The organism is Brevibacterium sp. NPDC056726, from assembly GCF_042790515.1.
Taxonomy (GTDB): domain Bacteria; phylum Actinomycetota; class Actinomycetes; order Actinomycetales; family Brevibacteriaceae; genus Brevibacterium; species Brevibacterium sanguinis.
Genome location: NZ_JBHTYZ010000006.1, coordinates 394,198 through 412,436, shown reverse-complemented (window position 1 = coordinate 412,436; position 18,239 = coordinate 394,198). Strand labels below are relative to the sequence as shown.

Here is an 18,239-nt window from a genome sequence, read left to right as displayed (position 1 = left end):
GTTCTCGTGGGAAGACGGGATCGGTATCCAGTCAGGATGGGGCGGACGACGTCGGTGACACACCCGGCACGGACACACTTTTTGGCCTATAACCCGGAAGCCATGAGGACCCTTTTCGTCTGCGCCGCGTCCCCGGTCGCCGACGTCGGCGACCGGGGACGCGGATTGCTGCCAGCGGTTCCCGAGAACCGCGTTCGTCCCATACAGACTAGAGGCCTCTCACTGATTTTGCGAGATCCTGAAAGACATTCCCCAGAATCGTTGGAATCCGTGACCTACGGGCAGGTAGTTGAAACCTCCATGATGGCGGGGATCCGCGGGATGTCGGGGATCCCCGCCGAGGTTGTCCTCAGGTGGCCTTGTGCGCGCGGATTCCGCAGCGCCTCAGTCGACGGTGACAAGAGACGTTTCCGTGCGGGCGACAGGGCGGGGTGTCCCGGTCGGGCTCAGAGGTTGATCGTCACGTCGCCCTGATCCTGCAGCTCCCCGGCGTACTGCTGGGTCGCCTCGTTGGCCTTGTCGCTCCTGACCTGCTCCTCGAGCTGCGGGCGCATCTCGTCGATCGAGGGCACCTGCGCCTCCTGACCGGTCTGCGCGGCCATCTGCTCCTGCTGGTCCTTCGCCTGCTGGTAGGCCGCCCCGACCTCCTCGTCGGTGACCTCGAACTCTCCGAACTCGTCGGCGATGAGGCCCTCGATCTTCAGCTGGGTCTTCATCTCCTCATTCACCCGCGCTTCGTCCATGCCCTGGTCGTTCATCGCCGAGAGGAACTTCTCGGTGCTCATCTGCGAGGCCTGGGCGGTCTCGTCGAGGGCGGTGGCGACATCGTCGTCGGTGACCTCGATGCCGCGCCTGTCGGCTTCCTGCTTCAGCAGTTCGGTGCTCACGAGGTTGTCGGCGGTCTGCTGCTTGAGTGCGGCCTCGTCGACGGGCTGTCCGCCCTGCTGGGCGGCCATCATCATCTGCCCGTACTGGGTTTCGTAGAGGGGGACGAACTCGTCCTTCGTGATCTGCTCGCCGTTGACCTCGGCGACGACGTCGGGGATGTCGTCGGTGTTCGGCGCCCCGGCGTCGCTCTGCTCGGCGGCCGGGCTCGTCGGGGCGGCCGACGGGTCGTCACCGCTGGTCCCGCAGCCGGCGAGCGCGACGACGGAGACGGATACGGCGAGTCCCACCCACCACTTGGACTTGACCACAATCACTCCTGCGAATCGATTCAGCCCACCACGCTAACAGGCCGGGATCACTGCGGCCTGTGCGCACGCGGTCACAGCCTGGGCGCGCGGTGAGTGCGCGGCTAGACTGCAGGCATGACCGAACCCACGGAAACCCAGTTCCGCGGAGTGTTCCTCACCTGCGCGGATGTGGAGACCACGGCGGCGTTCTACCGGGACATCGCGGGACTCGCTCTCACCGCGGCCGGTGATGAGGAGTACAGCTACCAGCGCATCGACGTCGACGGGATCCAGATCGCCCTCCACGACGCCGAGGCGTTCGCCGACTACACCTCGCCGCCGCACCCGGCCTCCAACCTCACCCACCTCTACTTCCGCATCGCGGACCGCACGGCGTTCCTCGACCGCCTCGACGCGGCCGGGATCATCCCGGTCGCGGTCGACGACGTCGTCGTCACCGTTGCGGACCCGGACGGCCGGAAGGTGATGTTCGGGACGGCCTGACCGCCTCGGCGCGGGACGTGTCCGCCTGGGCACGGAACGGACGGAGCGACGAACGAGGCCGGATCACAGGCTCGTCGGGACCTCTCCGGTCGGGGCGTAGGCGGAGTAGACGACTCCGCTGCGGTGGAAGGGCCGGGAGTCGAGCAGGGAGAGCTGCGGCTGCGGGTGGCCGTCGGGGAAGAAGCCGCGTCCGCGCCCCTGCCACACGGGGTGGACGAACATCCGGTACTCGTCGACGAGGCCGGCGGTGATGAGCTCGTGGGCGAGCGTGATGCTGCCGGTGATGATGACGTCGAGGCCCGGTTCGCTGCGCAGGGCCGCCACCTCGAGGAGCGGTTCGGTGATGACCTCTGAGTTCGTCCACCCAGGTTCGGTGAGCGTCGAGGAGACGACGACCTTGCGGACCTTGTCGAGGTGGGCGGCGATGCCGGTCGTGTCGTCGGTCTGCTGCGGCCAGTAGCCGCGGAAGTCCTCGAACGTCTGCCGGCCGAGCAGGAGGATCTGCTCACGCGCGGACTGCGCCATCAGCTCGGCGACGAGCTCGTCGTCCTGGGCCTGCGGGTCGAACCAGTCGTCGAGCATCTCGACCCGTCCGTCGAGGGTGACGTTCTGCGTGATGATGATGCGCACGGTGGACTCCTTCGTCAGTGGCCCGGCGGGGCGTGTGCCCATCACGCTACGCACCCGGTGAGCGGGCGTAAAGACCCGGGCGACGGTGTCGTTCGGCCCGACTAGGATCGGGTCCATGACGACCCCCGACTTCCGCGCCGAGGCGACCGCCCTCCTTCCCGATCTCGTCACCCTGCGTCGCACGCTCCACGCCCACCCCGAGCTCGGCACGCAGCTGCCCTTCACGCAGGCCGAGGTGCTCCGGGCGCTTGCGGGGCTGGGACTCGAGATCACGACGGGGGAGTCGCTCACCTCGGTGGTCGCCGTCCTCCGCGGCCGGCGCCCGGACCTGCGGTGCTGCTGCGCGGGGACATGGACGCGCTCCCGGTGGTCGAGGAGACGGGGCTCGACTTCGCGTCGACGAACGGGAACATGCACGCTTGCGGGCACGACATGCACACGGCCGGGCTCGTCGGGGCGGCGAAGCTGCTCGCCGCGCACCGCGACGAACTGGCGGGCTCGGTGATCTTCATGTTCCAACCCGCCGAGGAGGTCGAGGGCGGGGCAGAGCCGATGATCGCCGAAGGCGTGCTCGAGGCGGCTGGGGTTCCGGTGGTCGCGGCGTACGGCATCCACGTTGAGGCGGCCGAACGGGGCCGGTTCGCGACGCGGCCGGGATCGCTCATGGCCGGGTTCGCCGATCTCCACGTCACCGTCCATGGGGCTGGCGGTCACAGTTCGCAGCCGCAGTCGACGCGGGACCCCGTGCCCGCGATCGCCGAGATCACGCTGGCGCTGAACACCATGACGACGCGGTCCTTCGACATCTTCGACCCCGTCGTCGTCTCCGTCACCCAGCTGCAGGGCTCGGCGGCGAACAACGTCATCCCCGACACCGCGTCGCTGGGCGCCTCGATCCGCTTCCTCTCCGCCGCATCGCTCGCCCTGCTCGAGGAGCGCATCACCGAGGTGGCCGAGGGCATCGCCCGAGCGCACCGGTGCACCGCCTCGGTGGACTTCGCAGTCGGGTTCCCCGTCACCGTCAACGACCCGGGCGAGACCGGCGTCGTCCTCGGACGCCTGCGGGAGCTGTTCGGGGAGGAGAGCGTCACGGTCCTCGACCACCCGCGGATGGGATCCGAGGACTTCTCCTACGTGCTCGAGCGGGTACCCGGTGCCTTCGTCTTCCTCGGCGCGACCCCGGACGGGATCGACCCCGACGCCGAGACGAACCATTCGCCGAGGGTGCAGTTCGACGACGGACTGCTCGGCGATCAGGCCGCCGCACTCGCCCACCTCGCCTGCACGCGGCTGCGCGACGAGGCGGGCGACTGAGCGCCGCGGCGGGCACCTGCGCGCCGAGACCGCCACTCAGCAGCGAGACGGACGGTTACAACCGGCGGTCTCGATGCTAAGTGGCGGTCTCGGTGGCTGGGGAGCGGGGGAGCTGGGGAGCTCAGGTCTCGTCGGCGACGGCCAGCGGCGGCTCGAGATCCCGGCGCCGCACGGTGCGGTAGGCGTCGAACGTGTGGTCCTCGTGCAGGGTCTTGACGATGCAGATGCCGAGCAGCGCGACGATGACGGCGAAGGGCAGGGCCGAGAGCATCGCCGCCTGCTGGAGGGCGGCAAGACCGCCGGCGAAGAAGAGGACCATCGCCGTCGTGCCCGTGAGCGCGCCCCAGACGGTGAGCACCCAGCGGCTCGGTTCGAGCGTGCCGCGCGAGGTGAGCATGCTGAGCACGAAGGTGTTCGCGTCCGCCCCGGAGACGAAGTAGAGGACGACGAGGATGATCGCGATGACCGAGGTCAGCCCGGTCCACGGCAGCTGCCCGAGGGTCTCGAAGAACGCGGAGTTGACGTTGGCCGCCGCGGCCTGGCCGATCTCCCCGCTGCCGTCCATGTCGAGCTTGATCGCGGTGCCGCCGAAGACGGTGAACCACGCGAAGAAGACGAGGCTCGGCACTCCCATGACGCCGAGGACGAACTCGCGGACCGTGCGGCCCTTCGAGATCTTCGCGAGGAACACCCCGACGAAGGCGCCCCAGCTCAGCCACCACGCCATCATGAAGTACGTCCAGAACTGGTACCACTCGACATCCCCGGAGGCCAGCGGCGTGAGGAGGCTCGTCGTGAAGAACTCGCCGAGGTACTGGCCGGTCGAGCGGAAGAAGAGGTTGCCGATGAACCCGGTCGGGCCGACGATGAGGACGAAGAGGCCGAGGAAGATCGAGAGCACCGCCGTCGTCTGGCTGAGGAACTTGATCCCCTTGTTGACCCCGGACAGCGCCGACAGGGTGAAGACGACGGTGATGCCGAGGATGATGATGATCTGGACGAAGAGCTCGTTGGGGATCCCGAAGACCCGGTTGAGGCCCTCGGAGATCTGGGAGGCGCCGAGGCCGAGCGACGTCGTCGTCCCGAAGAGCGTGGCGATGACGGCCATGATGTCGACGACCTTGCCCGGCCACCGGTCCATCGCGCTGCCGAAGAGCGGCTTGAGCATCGGGGAGATGAGCCCGGTGTTCCCGCGCTTGTGCGTCGAGTAGGCGATTGCGAGCCCGAAGACTCCGAACACCGCCCACGCGTGCGGACCCCAGTCGAAGTACGAGTACTGGAGGGCGACGACCGCCGCCTGGGTGGTGCCCGCCTCGGCGAGGTCGTGCGGGGGAGTCGTGAAGTGCGAGATCGGTTCGGCGACGCCGTAGCTGATGAGCCCGATGCCCATGACCGCCGAGAGGATCATCGCCAGCCACGCCCATGTGCTGAACTCGGGGCGGTCGTCCTCGGCGCCGAGGCGGACCCGACCGAAGCGGCCGAAGCCGAGGTAGACGAGGAGGCCGATGCAGCCGAGGGTGACGACGAGGTAGGACCAGCCGACGTTCGCCGCGACCGCGTTCATCGCCGTCGTCATCGTCGTCGACATGCCCTCGGGTGAGATCACGCCCCACAGGGTGAAGGCGGCGACGCCGGCGATCGAGATCCAGAACACCGACCCCGGCCGGTGGCGCAGGGCGTTGGCCTCGGCCATCGCCGGGGAGATCCCGGCATCGTATTCCATGCCGCCGCCGGGCAGCTGGGCGTGGCGGTGCGGGGGGCCTGATGAGGGGTCATCGGCGGGGCCGGGGACGTGTTCCATGGCGAACTCCACTTCCTTGTGAGTCAGTTCTTCGGGACTTCGGTGATCAGTCTGCGGGTGGTGCTGGTGGAGCTGCGGTGCTCAGGGGAGTGGGTGAGGGGGTGCCGGCGGGGACTCCGGATGCGGCATGGAGGGCTCGGCCGGTGGGGACGGCCGGTGGCATGACTCTCAGTCGAGGGACTTCAGGTCCTCGCTGTCGAAGAACTTGCCCGCCTTGTAGATCATCGGGGAGTCCTCCGAGGTCTCGGCGCTCTTGACCCGGCCGATGAAGACGGTGTGGGTGAGCGCCTGGAAGCGCTCCTTGATCTCGACCTCGATCGAAGCCGACGAGCCGTCGATGAGCGGCGAGCCGCCGGCGGCGGGATGCCAGTCGAGGGTGGCGAACTTGTCGGGGGCCTTCGAGGCGAAGACGCCGATCGTGTCCCGCTGATTGCGGCTCATGATGTTGATTCCCATGTGCGTCGAGCGGAACAGCGCCGGATACGTCGACGAGGTCTTCTGCACGCAGACGAGGACGAGCGGCGGGTCGAGGGAGACGGAGTTGTACGAGTTGACGGCGAGACCGCGGGGCCTGCCCTCGTCATCGGTCGTCGTGACCACGGTGACGCCGGTGATGAACTGCCGGTTGAAGGCCTTGAGCGAATCCTTCGTCGGATTGCCCGTGAGATCGGCGGTGACGACGTCGTCCGGGGCGACCTCGAACGCCGAGGACAGCGACTTCAGCCCGAGGTCGGCCAGCAGCTCGTGGGCATCCCACGTCACCGTCTCCCGTGCGATCCGATCGCCGTCGAGGGTGATGAGGTTCGAGCCGTGGGTCGTCACCTCCTGCCCGGTCGGCGGGATGTCGCCCATCGGCTCGGTGAACGTGCCGACGGAGTGCCAGTAGATCGCACCCTCATCGCCTTCGATGAGGATGTGGTCGATCGTCGTCGTGAGATCGGGGAACGCGGCGCGGATCTCCGCGATCTCCTCTTTGATCGCTGCGGCGTCCTTCTCCTGTCCGGAATTCGTCGAGACGCGGACGTAGTCGTCGGTGACGAGGGCGTCGAAGGCGTCGAGGTCATCGGTGTCCCAGACGGCGTGCCACGCGTCGCTGATGGTCTTCTTCACACCACTGGGGGCGGCATTCTGTGTTTCTTGCATACCAGAGACCATAGAATGGCCGACATGCATCCGTCAACAGATTCGGGAAACTCAGTGAAATCAAGGTTTCAATCATGCTGTTGACATGCTCGCATGTATGCAAGTAGATTTCTTGTATGCAACAGACCTCCAGCGACGCACAGACCGAATCGTTCCTCGACCGGGTCCGCACGCTCATCCTCAGCGACGGGTACGAACCGGGTGACATGATCCCCGAATCGACGCTCGCCGAGTCCTTCGGCGTCAGCCGCACCCCGGTCCGCGAGGCCTTCAAGCAGCTCGAGCGCGAGGGTCTCGTCGAGATCCGGCCCCGGGTCGGAACCTTCCTCCGCCAGCCCAAGCGCCGGGAGATCGTCGAGCTCTTCCAGCTCAAGGAGTCCCTCGAGGGCCTCGCCGCGAACCTCTTCGCCAAGCGCGGGGCGATCCCCGAGCTCGCGATGCTCAAGGACAACTCCGACGCCTCCGACGCCGCGGCGCTGGCCGAGGACGCCGAGACCTACGCCCGGCTCGTCCACGAATTCCACTGGGCGCTCGTCCGCGGGGCCGACAACCGCAAGCTCACAGAGACGTACGAGCGCCTCATGCACCAGCTCGCCTACCACCGCATCGTCCTCAAGGCCGTGCAGAGGCCGGGCCGGCTGAGCGAATCGGTCGGCGAACACCATGCCGTCATCGACGCGATCGAGAACAAGGACTCCATCGGCGCGGAGATCGCGATGCGCGAACACGTCAGCGCTTCCTCCCGTGCGGCCCTGCTCTCCCTGACCGAACAGGATCGGCAGACCGCCGGAGCCGGCACCGAGGAGGCGCAGTGAGCACGGCAGCCCCGACCGAGAATCTGCCCGCGTCGTTCGACGACCTCGCCCGCCGCCTCGGCGTGCGCTCTCTCACCGTCCACCGCGAGGAGATCCTCTCCGAGGCCGGCGCCGACCTCGATCGCCCGCTCGTCCAGGCGGCCGCCGTCGCCGTCGTCCCCAACCCGTGGATCGGGGAGGGACCTGCGGCCGACCTCGCCGCCGCGACGCAGGAGCTCGCACCCGTGCTCGCGAAGGTGCTCACCGACCGTCTGCTGGCGGCCATCGGATCCGCCGAGGCGGTCGAGGCCTTCGGGAAGGGCGCGGTCGTCGGCACGGGCGGGGAGCTCGAACACGCCGGCGCCCTCATCCACACCCCGTACTTCGGCAACATCATGCGCGAACTCCTCGCCGGCACCTCGGTGCTCTGCTTCGCCGACGGCCGCGGACCGGCCGGGACGACGATCCGCGTGCCCCTGTGGCACAAGACCCACGCGACCTCGCGCGACCACTACCAGTCGATCGAGGTCGCCCTCCCCGACGCCCCTCACGCCGACGAGATCTGCGTGATCGCCGCGGCCTCGAACGGGCCCCGGCCCTTCGCCCGCATCGGCGACCGTCGCACCGACGGCGCCGTGACCACCGACATCCTGAAAGGACTCATCTCATGAAGGTTCGCAAGATCACCACCATCGTCGAAGACGTGCTCACCGAGGGCGGACGCGACGTCAACCCGATCACCCGCGTCGCCGCCGTCGCCGCGGTCATCGAGAATCCGTGGGCGGGGCAGGGCTTCGTCGACGACCTCGGGCCCGGCATCGACGCCACGGCCAGCGACCTCGGCGCCCTGCTCGCCCCCCGCGTCATGGAGGCCCTCGGCGGGCAGCTCGAAGCGTACGGGAAGGCGGCGATCGTCGGACTCGGCGGAGAGATCGAGCACGGCTCCGCCCTCATCCACACGCTGAAGTTCGGTGACCACTTCCGCACGGCCGCCTCGGCGAGCACCCTGCTGCCCGCCGTCGAGAAGCGCGCGGACGCGGGAGCGATCTTCGACATCCCGCTCAAGCACTTCACGGATGCGACGATCCGCTCGCACCACCAGACCTTCGAATGGCGCGTCTCGGATGCCCCGCACGCCGACGAGATCCTCGTCGCGCTCGCCGGTGCCACGGGCGGACGGCCGCAGGAGCGGCTCGCCCCGCTCTCGGCGGACAAGTAGTCGGCGCGATGATCGCTGAGGATGCGGGCACCCCCGTCGTGCTCCTCCACGGGGTCGGTCTCGACCGGACCGTGTGGGCGCGCGTCGAGGACCGCCTCGACCGCCCGACGGTCGCCCTCGACCTGCCCGGGCACGGGGAGCAGCCGCCGCTCACCGCGCCGACGACCCTGGAGGACATGGCCGCCGACATCGCCGCGCGCATGCCCGCCGGACCCGTCCACCTCGTCGGGTTCTCCCTCGGCTCGCTCATCGCGCAGCAGCTGGCGGCGACGCTGCCCGGGCGCGTGCGCACCCTGACGTGCGTGAGCTCCGTGGCCGCGCGCACCGCCGAGGAGGCCGCGGCGGTCCGGGCCCGCCTCGACACCGCGTACGAGGACTTCGCAGGCAGCATGGAGCGTGCGCTCGACCGCTGGTTCCCCGCCGGGGAGAGCCCGGAGACCGCGGGCTGGCGGGCGGAGACGCGGGCGGTCCTCCTCGCCAACGACCCCGACTCCTACCGGCACGCCTATGCGGTCTTCGCCACCGGCGACCGGGCGATCGCCCCGCGGCTGCCGGCGATCACCGCCCCGACCCTCGCGATCACCGGGGAACGGGATCCCGGGTCGACCCCGGACATGAGCCGTCGCCTCGGCGCGCTCATCACCGGCACCGAGGTGGTCATCGTTCCCGCTGCCCGCCACATGCTTCCCGTCACCCATCCCGAGACGCTCGCCCGCCGGGTGAGCGCGCTCATCGACGGCAGTGCTGTTCCCCCGGATCGCAGTGCCGTTTCCCATGACCACAGCGAAAGGAGTCAGCGATGACGCTGCGACTCGACCACTTCATCGGCGGGGAGCACAGCGCCCCGGCCGATGGCGGCTATCTCACGAGCACGAACCCGGCGACGCTCGAGACCCTCTACGAATTCGCCCGCGGCACGGCGGCCGACGTCGACCGGGCCGTCGATGCCGCCTCGCAGGCCTTCTCCTCACGGATCTGGCGTCGGACGACACCGACGCAGCGGGGGCACCTGCTGCGGCGGTTCGGCGACCTCATCACGGAGAACGCGGACGAGCTCGCGCGGCTCGAGAGCCAGGACAACGGCAAGCTCCTGCGGGAGATGGTCGGCCAGCTCGCCGGGCTGCCCGAGTACCTCTACTACTTCGGCGGACTCGCCGACAAGGTGCAGGGGTCGCAGATCCCGACGAACTCGCCCGAGGTCATCAACTTCACGCAGCGGGAGGCGCTCGGCGTCGTCGGGCTCATCACCCCGTGGAACTCGCCGATGACGCTGACGCTGTCGAAGCTCGCACCGGCGCTGGCGGCCGGGAACACCGCGGTGATCAAACCGAGCGAGTACACCTCGCGCACGATCCTGCGCCTGGCCGAACTCGCCGATGAAGCCGGATTCCCCGCCGGCGTCGTCAACGTCGTCACCGGCCTCGGCGCCGAGGCGGGGCAGGCGCTCGTCGACAACCCGAAGCTCGCGAAGATCTCCTTCACCGGATCGACGCGCACGGGGTCGGCCATCGCCTCGGCGACGGCGGGACGGTTCATCGGCTCGACCCTCGAACTGGGCGGGAAGAGCCCGAACATCGTCTTCGACGACGCCGACGTCTCGAACGCCGCGATGGGCGTCATCGCCGGCATCTTCGCAGCCGCCGGGCAGACGTGCATCGCCGGGTCCCGGGTGTTCGCGCAGCGCGGGATCTACGATGAGCTGCTCGAGAAGGTCACCGCCCGGGCCGCGTCCATCGTCATCGGCGACCCGATGGCCCCGGAGACCGAGCTCGGGCCGCTCGCCTTCGAAGCGCAGCTCGGCAAGGTCAAGGAGTACGTCGACCTCGGCGTCTCCGAGGGCGGACGGATCGCCTACGGCGGGGACCGGCCCGACGTCGACCTCCCCGGCTACTTCTTCCAGCCCACCGTGCTCACGGACACGACGAACGACATGCGCGTCGTGCAGGAGGAGATCTTCGGACCCGTCGCCGCGGTCATGCCCTTCGACACCGAGGAGGAGGTCCTCGCACTCGCCAACGACACCGACTACGGGCTCGCCGCCGGGGTGTGGACCCAGAACCTCGCCCGCAGCATGCGGATGTCCCAGCAGCTCGAGGCCGGCACGATCTGGATCAACATGTACCGCGCGATGTCGCCGATGTCGCCGCGGCAGGGGTTCAAGAACTCCGGGGTGGGCATCGAGCACGGCATCGAGTCGATGCACGAGTACACGCGGCTCAAGAGCATCTGGATCAACACGGACGAAGGCCCGGTCGCCGATCCCTTCGTGCTGGGGAGGTGAGGACATGCCGCTCATCGACATCTCGATCGGCCGGGGCCGCACGCCCGAGCAGCTGCGCGCCCTCATCGCCGGCGTCCACGACGTCGCCGCCCGCACCACAGGTGCTGCGGACGAGAACATCACGGTGATCGTGCGCGAAGTCGACAAGGAGCTCTGGTCGCGGTCGAACACGACGATCGCCGAACGCGAAGCCTCCGCCTGACCCGCTGCCCGCGCTAGGCGGGTTTCCGGCGGCCGCCTCGGTGATCTCATCACCACGACCACACCACCCCGCTGAACCCTCCACCACCTCGGCGAACCGACCACAACGACAGCACCACGCTCACCTCACGAGCAGAGATCCGCCAGGCGCCGCCGGCGGATGGAAAGGACCAACGATGCGCTTCTCGCTCTTCCTTCACATGGAACGCTGGGACGACTCGATCAGCCCCGAACAGCACTGGGCCAACCTCGTCGAACTCGTCAAGATCGCCGAGGCCGGAGGCTTCGGCACGGTGTGGATCGGCGAACACCACTCGATGGAGTACGTCTCCTCACCGAGCCCGATGCCGCAGCTCGCCGCGCTCGCCGCGCAGACCTCGACGATCCGGCTGGGATCGGGCACGATCATCGCCCCGTTCTGGCACCCGCTGCGCGCCGCCGGCGAGGTCGCGCTCCTCGACGTCATCAGCGGTGGGCGCGCCGAGGTCGGCATCGCCCGCGGCGCCTACCAGTTCGAGTTCGATCGGATGGCCGGCGGCATGCCCGCGGCCGACGGCGGTGAGTACCTGCGCGAACTCGTGCCCGCGATGCGCGCCCTTCTCCAGGGCGACTACGCCCACGACGGCGAGCACTGGCAGTTCCCCGTCTCGACGGCGGTGCCCAAGCCGGTGCAGCAGCCGACGCCGCCGATCTGGCTCGCCGCCCGCAGCCCCGAGACCCACGACTTCGCCGTCGCCAACGGCTGCAACGTCCAGGTCACACCGCTGATGAAGGACGACCGCGAGGTCGAGGACCTCATGAACAAGTTCGAGACGGCGCTCGCCGCCCACCCCGAAGTCGAGAAGCGCCCGGAGATCATGGTGCTGCGCCACACCTACCTCCACTCGCCCGAGGACCCGGAGGGCTGGAAGGTCGGGGCTGCCGGCATCAACAAGTACTACCGGACGTTCTCCGCGTGGGCGTTCGGGAAGAAGGACCCCGTCGACGGCTTCCTCGACCCGACCCCCGAGGAGCGCTTCGCCGACCGTCCCGAGTTCGAACTCGAGTCCCTCCACCGGTCGGCGATGATCGGCACCCCCGCCGAGGTGACCGAGCGGATCAGGCACTACGCGGACCTCGGCTACGACGAGTACAGCTTCTGGTCGGACAATGCGCTCAGCCACGAGGAGAAGAAGGCGTCGCTGCAGCTCTTCATCGACGAGGTCGTGCCGAACTTCAGGTGATCGGGGCTGTCGGGGCGGGTGCGCGGTGCAGGTTGATGCGTGTCGCTGCGACGTGCCCCGGCTCCCGGGCGCTCGGGTACGTCTGTGCTCGGCGTGAGCCCGCGCGCGGAGTGAGCTCAGGTGCGGCGTGCCCCGGAGGTGGATCCCGCTCGATTTCTGCTCCGGAATCGAGCGGGATCCACCTCGGGGACGTGCTCGGTCGTGCGAAGCCCAGCAGCCCTGCCGACCCGCAGCCCTTCTGACCAAGGGCCGCAGCCCACCCGCGACTGCGGCCTCAGCCCGTCACGCGCTGATGAGGCCGTGGGGGTCGAGGACGAACTTCTTCGCGACGCCCGAGTCGAAGTCGGCGTAGCCCTGTGGGGCGTCCTCGAGCGAGATCGCCGTGGCGTTGACGTTCTTCGCGATCGAGACCTTGTCGTGGAGGATCGCCTGCATGAGGCCCCGGTTGTACTTCATCACCGGGCACTGGCCGGTGACGAAGACGTGCGACTTCGCGAACCCGAGGCCGAAGCGCATCGACAGCGAGCCCTCCTTGGCCGCCTCGTCGACGGCACCCGGATCACCGGTGACGTAGAGCCCGGGGATGCCGAGGCTGCCGCCGGCCCGCGTGATGTCCATGAGCGAGTTGAGCACGGTCGCGGGTGCTTCGTGCCCCGCGTCCTTGCCGTGTCCGCGGGCCTCGAAGCCGACGGCGTCGATGCCGCAGTCGACCTCAGGGGTGCCGAGGATCTGCTCGATCTGGTCCTTCGGGTCGCCCTTCGAGACGTCGACCGTCTCGCAGCCGAAGCTCCGCGCCTGCGCCAGACGGTCCTCGTTGAGGTCGCCGACGATGACGACGGCGGCACCGAGGAGCAGCGCCGAGGTGGCCGCCGCGAGACCGACGGGACCGGCGCCTGCGACGTAGACGGTCGAGCCGACCTGCACTCCCGCCCCGACGGCGCCGTGGAATCCGGTGGGGAAGATGTCCGAGAGCATCGTGAGGTCGAGGATCTTCTCCATCGCCTGCTCTTTGTCCGGGAACTTCAGGACGTTCCAGTCCGCGTAGGGGACGAGGACGTATTCGGCCTGTCCGCCGACCCAGCCGCCCATGTCGACGTAGCCGTAGGCCGAACCGGGACGATCGGGGTTGACGTTGAGGCAGATGCCCGTCTTGCCCTCCTTGCAGTTGCGACAGCGGCCGCACGAGATGTTGAACGGCACCGAGACGAGGTCGCCGACCTTGACGAACTCGACGTCCCGGCCGACCTCGACGACCTCACCGGTGATCTCGTGCCCGAGGACGAGGCCTTCGGGAGCAGTCGTGCGGCCCCGGACCATGTGCTGGTCGGAGCCGCAGATGTTCGTGGCGACGGTCTTGAGGATGACGCCGTGGTCGACCTTCCGGCCGACGTTGGCGGGATTGACGCCGGGGCCGTCCTTGAGGACGAATTCCGGGTACTCGGTGTCGATGACCTCGACCTTGCCGGGACCTGCGTAGCTGATTGCCCTGTTGCTCATCCTTGAGCCTCCGTTCGGAGCTGATGGTGAGGACGTGATCGGCGGGAGAACCGATCGGCCTCCTGAAATATCAGTCTTGTATCAGACGTGCTGTCAGTCTTGCCGGGCGTCTCCGTCCGTGTCAATACCCCAGTTCGGACTGTGCGACTCCTCCCAGGACCTCGCCGAGTCGCCGCGACGCGCGGCGCGGCGCACCCTGCCCGGCAACCTGACTTGGCGGTCGCGGCGACGGTCGGCCGCCTCGGCGCGTGGGGTCGGCCGGTGCGTCATCGGCCAGGTATTCCTTTGACGCCCTCGACCGACAGATACGCCCTGCGCTAACGGCGTATTTGTCGGTTGAGTGCGTCGGTGCGTGAGTGGGCGAAGGATGGCGGCGTAATTGTCGGTTCACCGCGTCGGTATCGCGGGCGGAGAGCGGCGCCGCACTCAATCGTCGCAGGCGGACTCGCTCCGCACGCAACTGCCCACACCCCGCGCAATCGTTGCGGGCTGGACCGGCCTCCGCGCAGCCAACCGTCCCACGCAGCCTCCCCGCACTCCCGCCCGCTCAGTCGGACTCGCCGAGGCGGGTGGCGAGGATCCGCTGGGACGTTGCGCGCAGGTGGCGGAGGGATTCGCGGATGAGCGGTGAGCCGCGGCTGCCGGTGCGCACGGCGGCGATGATCCTCCGCGAGAGCCGGGCCGTGCCGGTCAGCCGCACGCGTCTGACGTTGTCCTCGCCGGAGAGGTTCGCGAGCCGGGGGACGAGGCTGACCCCGATGCCGGCGCCGACGAGCGCGGCCGAGGTCTCCCATTCGACGGACTCGTGTGCGATCGTCGGCGTCAGCCCGGCCGCGGTGAACGCGGCGATGAAGAGCGCATGGTAGGGCGAGCCGGGCACCGCGGTGATCCAGTCCTCGCCGGCGAGATCCGACAGATCGACCGCGTCGAGTCCGGCGACCGGGTGGTCGGAGGGCACCATGACATCGAGCGGATCGTCGAGGAGGTCGACCTTCTCGAACCGCGCGTCGTTCTCCGCCCGGGTGTCCCCGCGCGGGGAGACGACGACGGCGAGGTCGATGCGCTCGGCGACGAGGAGGTCGAAGCAGCGGCTCGGACTCGCCTCGATGACGTGGACCCTGACCTCCGGATGGGTGGTGCGCAGGTTGGCGGCGAGCGGGGCGAGGAGATTCGCCGAGGCGGTCGAGAACCCGCCGATCCCGAAATGGGAAGGCGCCTGGTCGCCGGCGGTGAACGAGGAGGCGCGGATCTCCTCCCACACGGAGATCAGCCGGTCGGACCGGCGGACGAGATAACGGCCCGTCGCCGTCAGGCGCAGGCCGCGCCCGTCCTTGGTGAGAAGCGTCATTCCCAGCGCATTCTGGAGGTCGCGCAGCTGCGCGGACACCGCCGAAGGGGAGTATCCGGTGAGCTCTGCGGTGGCCGCGATCGTGCCCGCTTCGGCGAACGTCCGCAGCGTGATGAGACGCGGATCAAGCATGCTGACATTATGCACCGATTCCGCACGTTGATCTCCAGAATCTCGCGCTTTTCCCGCAGTGTTCGCCCGGTCTATCGTGACATCAGCGAGGCGGCGGGCCTGGGCGATGGGTCGGCCACGCCCGAGGGGCCGCTCGCCTTCATGAGCTCATCAAGGGAGATCGGAATTGACCGCTACCAACCTGGCACCGACGAAGAAGGGATTCCCCGCGGGGATCAGCGAGGAGAGGCTCGACGAGATCCGCCTCCTCCTCGACACCAGGCGCCAGGGCTTCTCACTCGAAGCCCCGTTCTACACCGACGACCACCTCTTCAACCTCGACATGCAGGGCATCTTCGGCCGGCACTGGGTCTTCGCGTGCAGCGTCGCCGAGATCCCCGAGCCCGGTGACTACATCACCGTCGACCTCGGGCCGTACTCGCTCATCGTCCTGCGCACCGACGACGGCGGCGTCAACGCCCTCCACAACGTCTGCCGCCACCGCGGCGCCCGCGTGCTCACTGAATCCTCGGGCACGACGGGCAACCTCGTGTGCGGCTACCACTCGTGGACGTACTCGCCCGACGGCGAGCTCATCCACGCCTCGGCGCCGGGTGAGATGTCCTTCGACAAGGCCTGCTACGCGCTCAAGCGCGCCCACGCGAAGGTCGTCGCCGGCCTCGTCTTCCTCTGCCTGGCCGAGGAGCCGCCGGAGGACTTCGCCGAGGTGGCCGACCTCTTCGCGCCCTACGTCGGTCCGCACGAGCTCGCGAAGACGAAGGTCGCCTACCAGCAGAACATCGTCGAGGAGGGCAACTGGAAGCTCGTCATGGAGAACAACCGCGAGTGCTACCACTGCGACGGCCACCCCGAGCTCGCCTGCTCGCTCTTCCCGACGTGGGGGCTGAGCGACGAGACCGTGCCCCCGCACCTGAACGAGGTGTGGGAGCGCAACCAGCAGGCCCAGGCCTCGCTCGAGTACCGCTGCCGGCGCTACGGCCTGCCGTACGAGGTCATCGAGGAGCTCGACACCCGGGTCGCCGGAATCCGGATCTCCCGGGAGTCCCTCGACGGGGAGGGCGAGTCGTTCTCCGCCGACGGGCGTCGGCTCGTCAAGAAGCTCCTCGGCGATCTGCCGGACTTCCGGCTCGGACGGTGCTCGATGCACCTGCAGCCCAACAGCTGGTTCCACCTCCTCGGCGACCATGTCATCACCTTCGCCGCGTTCCCCATCAACGCCCACCAGACGCTCGTGCGCACGACGTGGCTCGTCGCCGATGACGCGGTCGAGGGCGTCGACTACGACCTCGAGACGCTCACCCACACGTGGAAGCAGACGAACCTCCAGGACAAGGCGTTCGTCGAGCTCTGCCAGCAGGGCGCGGCCAGCCCGATGTACGAACAGGGCCCCTATATGAAGAGCGAGTACCAGGTCGAAGCCTTCATCAACTGGTACGTCGGCCGGATGCGGGAGCACGTGGAATGAGGTCGCTCGCCGACCCGACCATCCCGCTCGCGCAGCGGATCCGCGGCCTCGAGATGCCGTGGAACCGGGTCCTCGGCTCGACCGCGGGCCCGGCCGGTGCCGCCACCGCGCTCGGACCGTGGCATCCGCAGGAGTTCACCGCCGAATGCGTCGAGACGATCCCCGAGGCCGGGGACATGATGACGTTCGTCTTCCGCCGCACCGACGGCGCACCGCTGGCGTTCCGGTCGGGACAGTACGTCAACATCGACTTCCCCATCTACGGCGCCGAGGCGGAGCCGGAGTCCCGCAGCTACTCCCTGTCCTCGGCGCCCACCGAACCGTGGACGTTCTCCGTAACGATCAAACGCGACGACAACGGACTCGTCTCACCGTGGGCGCACGAGTCGATCAGGCCGGGCACGGTGCTCGAGATGCTCGGTCCCGTCGGCGCCTTCCACCTCGCCGACTGGGACCGGCGGGCCCGCTACCTGCTGCTCGCGGCCGGGGCCGGCATCACGCCGCTGATGTCGATGATCCGCACGATCCACTCGCTGCCCGGGCAGGCCGACGTCATCCTCCTCTACCACGGGTCGGAGCCCGACCGCTTCGCCTTCACCGATGAGCTCGACTTCCTCGAGAAGGCCGACTTCCGGATCCAGGTCGTCTACTGTCTCGGCGATCGGGCGCAGTCGGCGGCGGCGGAGGCGTGGACGGGACGGACCGGTCGGCTCTCGGCCGAGCTCCTCGACGAGGTCGTCCCCGACGCCAACGGCCGCCAGGTCTTCGCGTGCGGACCGGAGGGCTACCTCAACACGGCCACGGAGTGCCTGAGCCGGGTCGGCGTCGACGACACCTCGATCTTCATGGAGTTCTTCTCCGGTGACCGGGCGACCCGCCTCGAATACGCCGAGGAGGTGGCGCTGGCCGGAGAGATCGCCGGGGAGATCGCCTCGTCGACCGAGGAGTACTGGGAGCAGCAGCCGGCGGCGTTCGACCTCTACGAACCCGAGTGCGACACCGAGGGCGCAGTCGAGGCCGGCGGCGTCCCGCTTGAGGCCGTGCCCGCTGACGTCGAGACCACCCCCGACGGTGCAGATGATGGCGAAACGAGACCCGCGGACCCTGCGAGCTTCGCTACCGTGGGAGAAGGCGAACTCACCATGGCCTTCCTCCGCACCGGGGTGAACGTCCGCATCGCCCCGGAGGCCAATATCCTTCAGGCCGCACGGCGGGCCGGGGTGCGGATCGGAGCGAACTGCCAGGAGGGCATGTGCGGTTCGTGCAAGGTCGTCAAGCTCGACGGGGAGGTCGACATGAACCACCAGGGCGGCATCCGCGCCCGCGAGATCGACGCGGGGAAGTTCCTTCCCTGCTGCTCGACGGCGACGACCGATCTCGTCATCGACGCCTAGGCCACCGTGTCCACGGTCCCGGCACCCGCCTCGGCGCGGGGACGGGACGGGGCGACCACCTCGGCGAACACATCACCACACCTGTCCATCGCAGCGTCACCACAGCAAGGAGAACCCA

At 68.8% G+C, this 18,239-nt stretch carries 16 protein-coding genes and 1 pseudogene; 11 read left to right on the top strand and 6 right to left on the bottom strand.

Translation table 11 applies throughout. The features are described from left to right. Positions 1 to 446 precede the first annotated feature (446 nt). Positions 447 to 1,196 (bottom strand): SurA N-terminal domain-containing protein, encoded by a 750-nt coding sequence (locus ACFQ91_RS14925; protein WP_211978415.1) that lies wholly within the window; start codon positions 1,194 to 1,196, stop codon positions 447 to 449. Positions 1,197 to 1,310: 114 nt separating this feature from the next. On the opposite strand from ACFQ91_RS14925, the gene ACFQ91_RS14920 reads away from it, so the two are divergent. Beyond that, positions 1,311 to 1,679 carry a VOC family protein gene (locus tag ACFQ91_RS14920; RefSeq protein ID WP_211978414.1) on the top strand — a complete coding sequence of 123 codons (369 nt, stop codon included), beginning with the start codon at positions 1,311 to 1,313 and terminating at the stop codon, positions 1,677 to 1,679. A 63-nt stretch (positions 1,680 to 1,742) separates the two neighbouring features. On the opposite strand, the gene ACFQ91_RS14915 is transcribed toward ACFQ91_RS14920, so the two are convergent. Then, positions 1,743 to 2,309, bottom strand: coding sequence for a dihydrofolate reductase family protein (locus ACFQ91_RS14915; protein WP_211978413.1), 567 nt, complete (start codon positions 2,307 to 2,309; stop codon positions 1,743 to 1,745). A gap of 115 nt (positions 2,310 to 2,424) precedes the next feature. Between ACFQ91_RS14915 and ACFQ91_RS14910 the strand changes: the two are divergent. Then, positions 2,425 to 3,623: pseudogene (locus ACFQ91_RS14910) on the top strand (M20 family metallopeptidase). Between the two features lie 121 nt (positions 3,624 to 3,744). Here the strand turns inward: ACFQ91_RS14910 and ACFQ91_RS14905 are convergent. Further along, positions 3,745 to 5,424, bottom strand: a complete 1,680-nt coding sequence (locus ACFQ91_RS14905; protein ID WP_249120952.1) for a BCCT family transporter — start codon at positions 5,422 to 5,424, stop codon at positions 3,745 to 3,747. A gap of 168 nt (positions 5,425 to 5,592) precedes the next feature. Continuing rightward, positions 5,593 to 6,567 carry a flavin reductase gene (locus tag ACFQ91_RS14900; RefSeq protein WP_232623798.1) on the bottom strand — a complete coding sequence of 325 codons (975 nt, stop codon included), beginning with the start codon at positions 6,565 to 6,567 and terminating at the stop codon, positions 5,593 to 5,595. A gap of 116 nt (positions 6,568 to 6,683) precedes the next feature. Between ACFQ91_RS14900 and ACFQ91_RS14895 the strand changes: the two genes are divergently transcribed. The 7 genes from ACFQ91_RS14895 (at position 6,684) to ACFQ91_RS14865 (ending at position 12,285) form a co-directional block, all read left to right on the top strand. Then, positions 6,684 to 7,382 (top strand): GntR family transcriptional regulator, encoded by a 699-nt coding sequence (locus ACFQ91_RS14895; RefSeq protein ID WP_198500218.1) that lies wholly within the window; start codon positions 6,684 to 6,686, stop codon positions 7,380 to 7,382. After that, entirely contained in the window at positions 7,379 to 8,032 is a 654-nt protein-coding gene (locus ACFQ91_RS14890) for an amino acid synthesis family protein (protein WP_198500219.1), read from the top strand. The genes ACFQ91_RS14895 and ACFQ91_RS14890 overlap by 4 nt, the downstream gene beginning before the upstream one ends. Beyond that, entirely contained in the window at positions 8,029 to 8,580 is a 552-nt protein-coding gene (locus tag ACFQ91_RS14885; protein WP_198500220.1) for an amino acid synthesis family protein, read from the top strand. Before ACFQ91_RS14890 ends, ACFQ91_RS14885 begins: the two co-directional genes overlap by 4 nt. A gap of 8 nt (positions 8,581 to 8,588) precedes the next feature. After that, positions 8,589 to 9,383 carry an alpha/beta fold hydrolase gene (locus ACFQ91_RS14880; protein WP_232623799.1) on the top strand — a complete coding sequence of 265 codons (795 nt, stop codon included), beginning with the start codon at positions 8,589 to 8,591 and terminating at the stop codon, positions 9,381 to 9,383. Continuing rightward, on the top strand, positions 9,380 to 10,861 hold the full coding sequence (locus ACFQ91_RS14875; RefSeq protein WP_198500221.1) for an aldehyde dehydrogenase: 1,482 nt from the start codon (positions 9,380 to 9,382) through the stop codon (positions 10,859 to 10,861). The genes ACFQ91_RS14880 and ACFQ91_RS14875 overlap by 4 nt, the downstream gene beginning before the upstream one ends. 4 nt (positions 10,862 to 10,865) lie before the next feature. Continuing rightward, positions 10,866 to 11,063: a tautomerase family protein gene (locus ACFQ91_RS14870; RefSeq protein ID WP_198500222.1), complete on the top strand. Its 198-nt coding sequence runs from the start codon at positions 10,866 to 10,868 to the stop codon at positions 11,061 to 11,063. A gap of 175 nt (positions 11,064 to 11,238) precedes the next feature. Beyond that, the gene (locus ACFQ91_RS14865) at positions 11,239 to 12,285 is read left to right on the top strand and encodes an LLM class flavin-dependent oxidoreductase (RefSeq protein WP_198500223.1); all 1,047 of its coding nucleotides are present in this window, start codon (positions 11,239 to 11,241) and stop codon (positions 12,283 to 12,285) included. Positions 12,286 to 12,567: 282 nt separating this feature from the next. Here ACFQ91_RS14865 and fdhA read toward each other — a convergent pair whose 3' ends face one another. Both fdhA and ACFQ91_RS14855 read right to left on the bottom strand, forming a co-directional pair. Further along, positions 12,568 to 13,782 (bottom strand): formaldehyde dehydrogenase, glutathione-independent, encoded by a 1,215-nt coding sequence (gene fdhA / locus ACFQ91_RS14860; protein WP_137826460.1) that lies wholly within the window; start codon positions 13,780 to 13,782, stop codon positions 12,568 to 12,570. A gap of 547 nt (positions 13,783 to 14,329) precedes the next feature. Further along, positions 14,330 to 15,262 carry a LysR family transcriptional regulator gene (locus ACFQ91_RS14855; RefSeq protein WP_198500224.1) on the bottom strand — a complete coding sequence of 311 codons (933 nt, stop codon included), beginning with the start codon at positions 15,260 to 15,262 and terminating at the stop codon, positions 14,330 to 14,332. Positions 15,263 to 15,476: 214 nt separating this feature from the next. Between ACFQ91_RS14855 and ACFQ91_RS14850 the strand changes: the two genes are divergently transcribed. Continuing rightward, positions 15,477 to 16,727 (top strand): SRPBCC family protein, encoded by a 1,251-nt coding sequence (locus ACFQ91_RS14850; protein ID WP_376872626.1) that lies wholly within the window; start codon positions 15,477 to 15,479, stop codon positions 16,725 to 16,727. Continuing rightward, positions 16,724 to 18,121: an iron-sulfur cluster-binding domain-containing protein gene (locus ACFQ91_RS14845; RefSeq protein WP_344250149.1), complete on the top strand. Its 1,398-nt coding sequence runs from the start codon at positions 16,724 to 16,726 to the stop codon at positions 18,119 to 18,121. Before ACFQ91_RS14850 ends, ACFQ91_RS14845 begins: the two co-directional genes overlap by 4 nt. Positions 18,122 to 18,239: the final 118 nt, after the last annotated feature.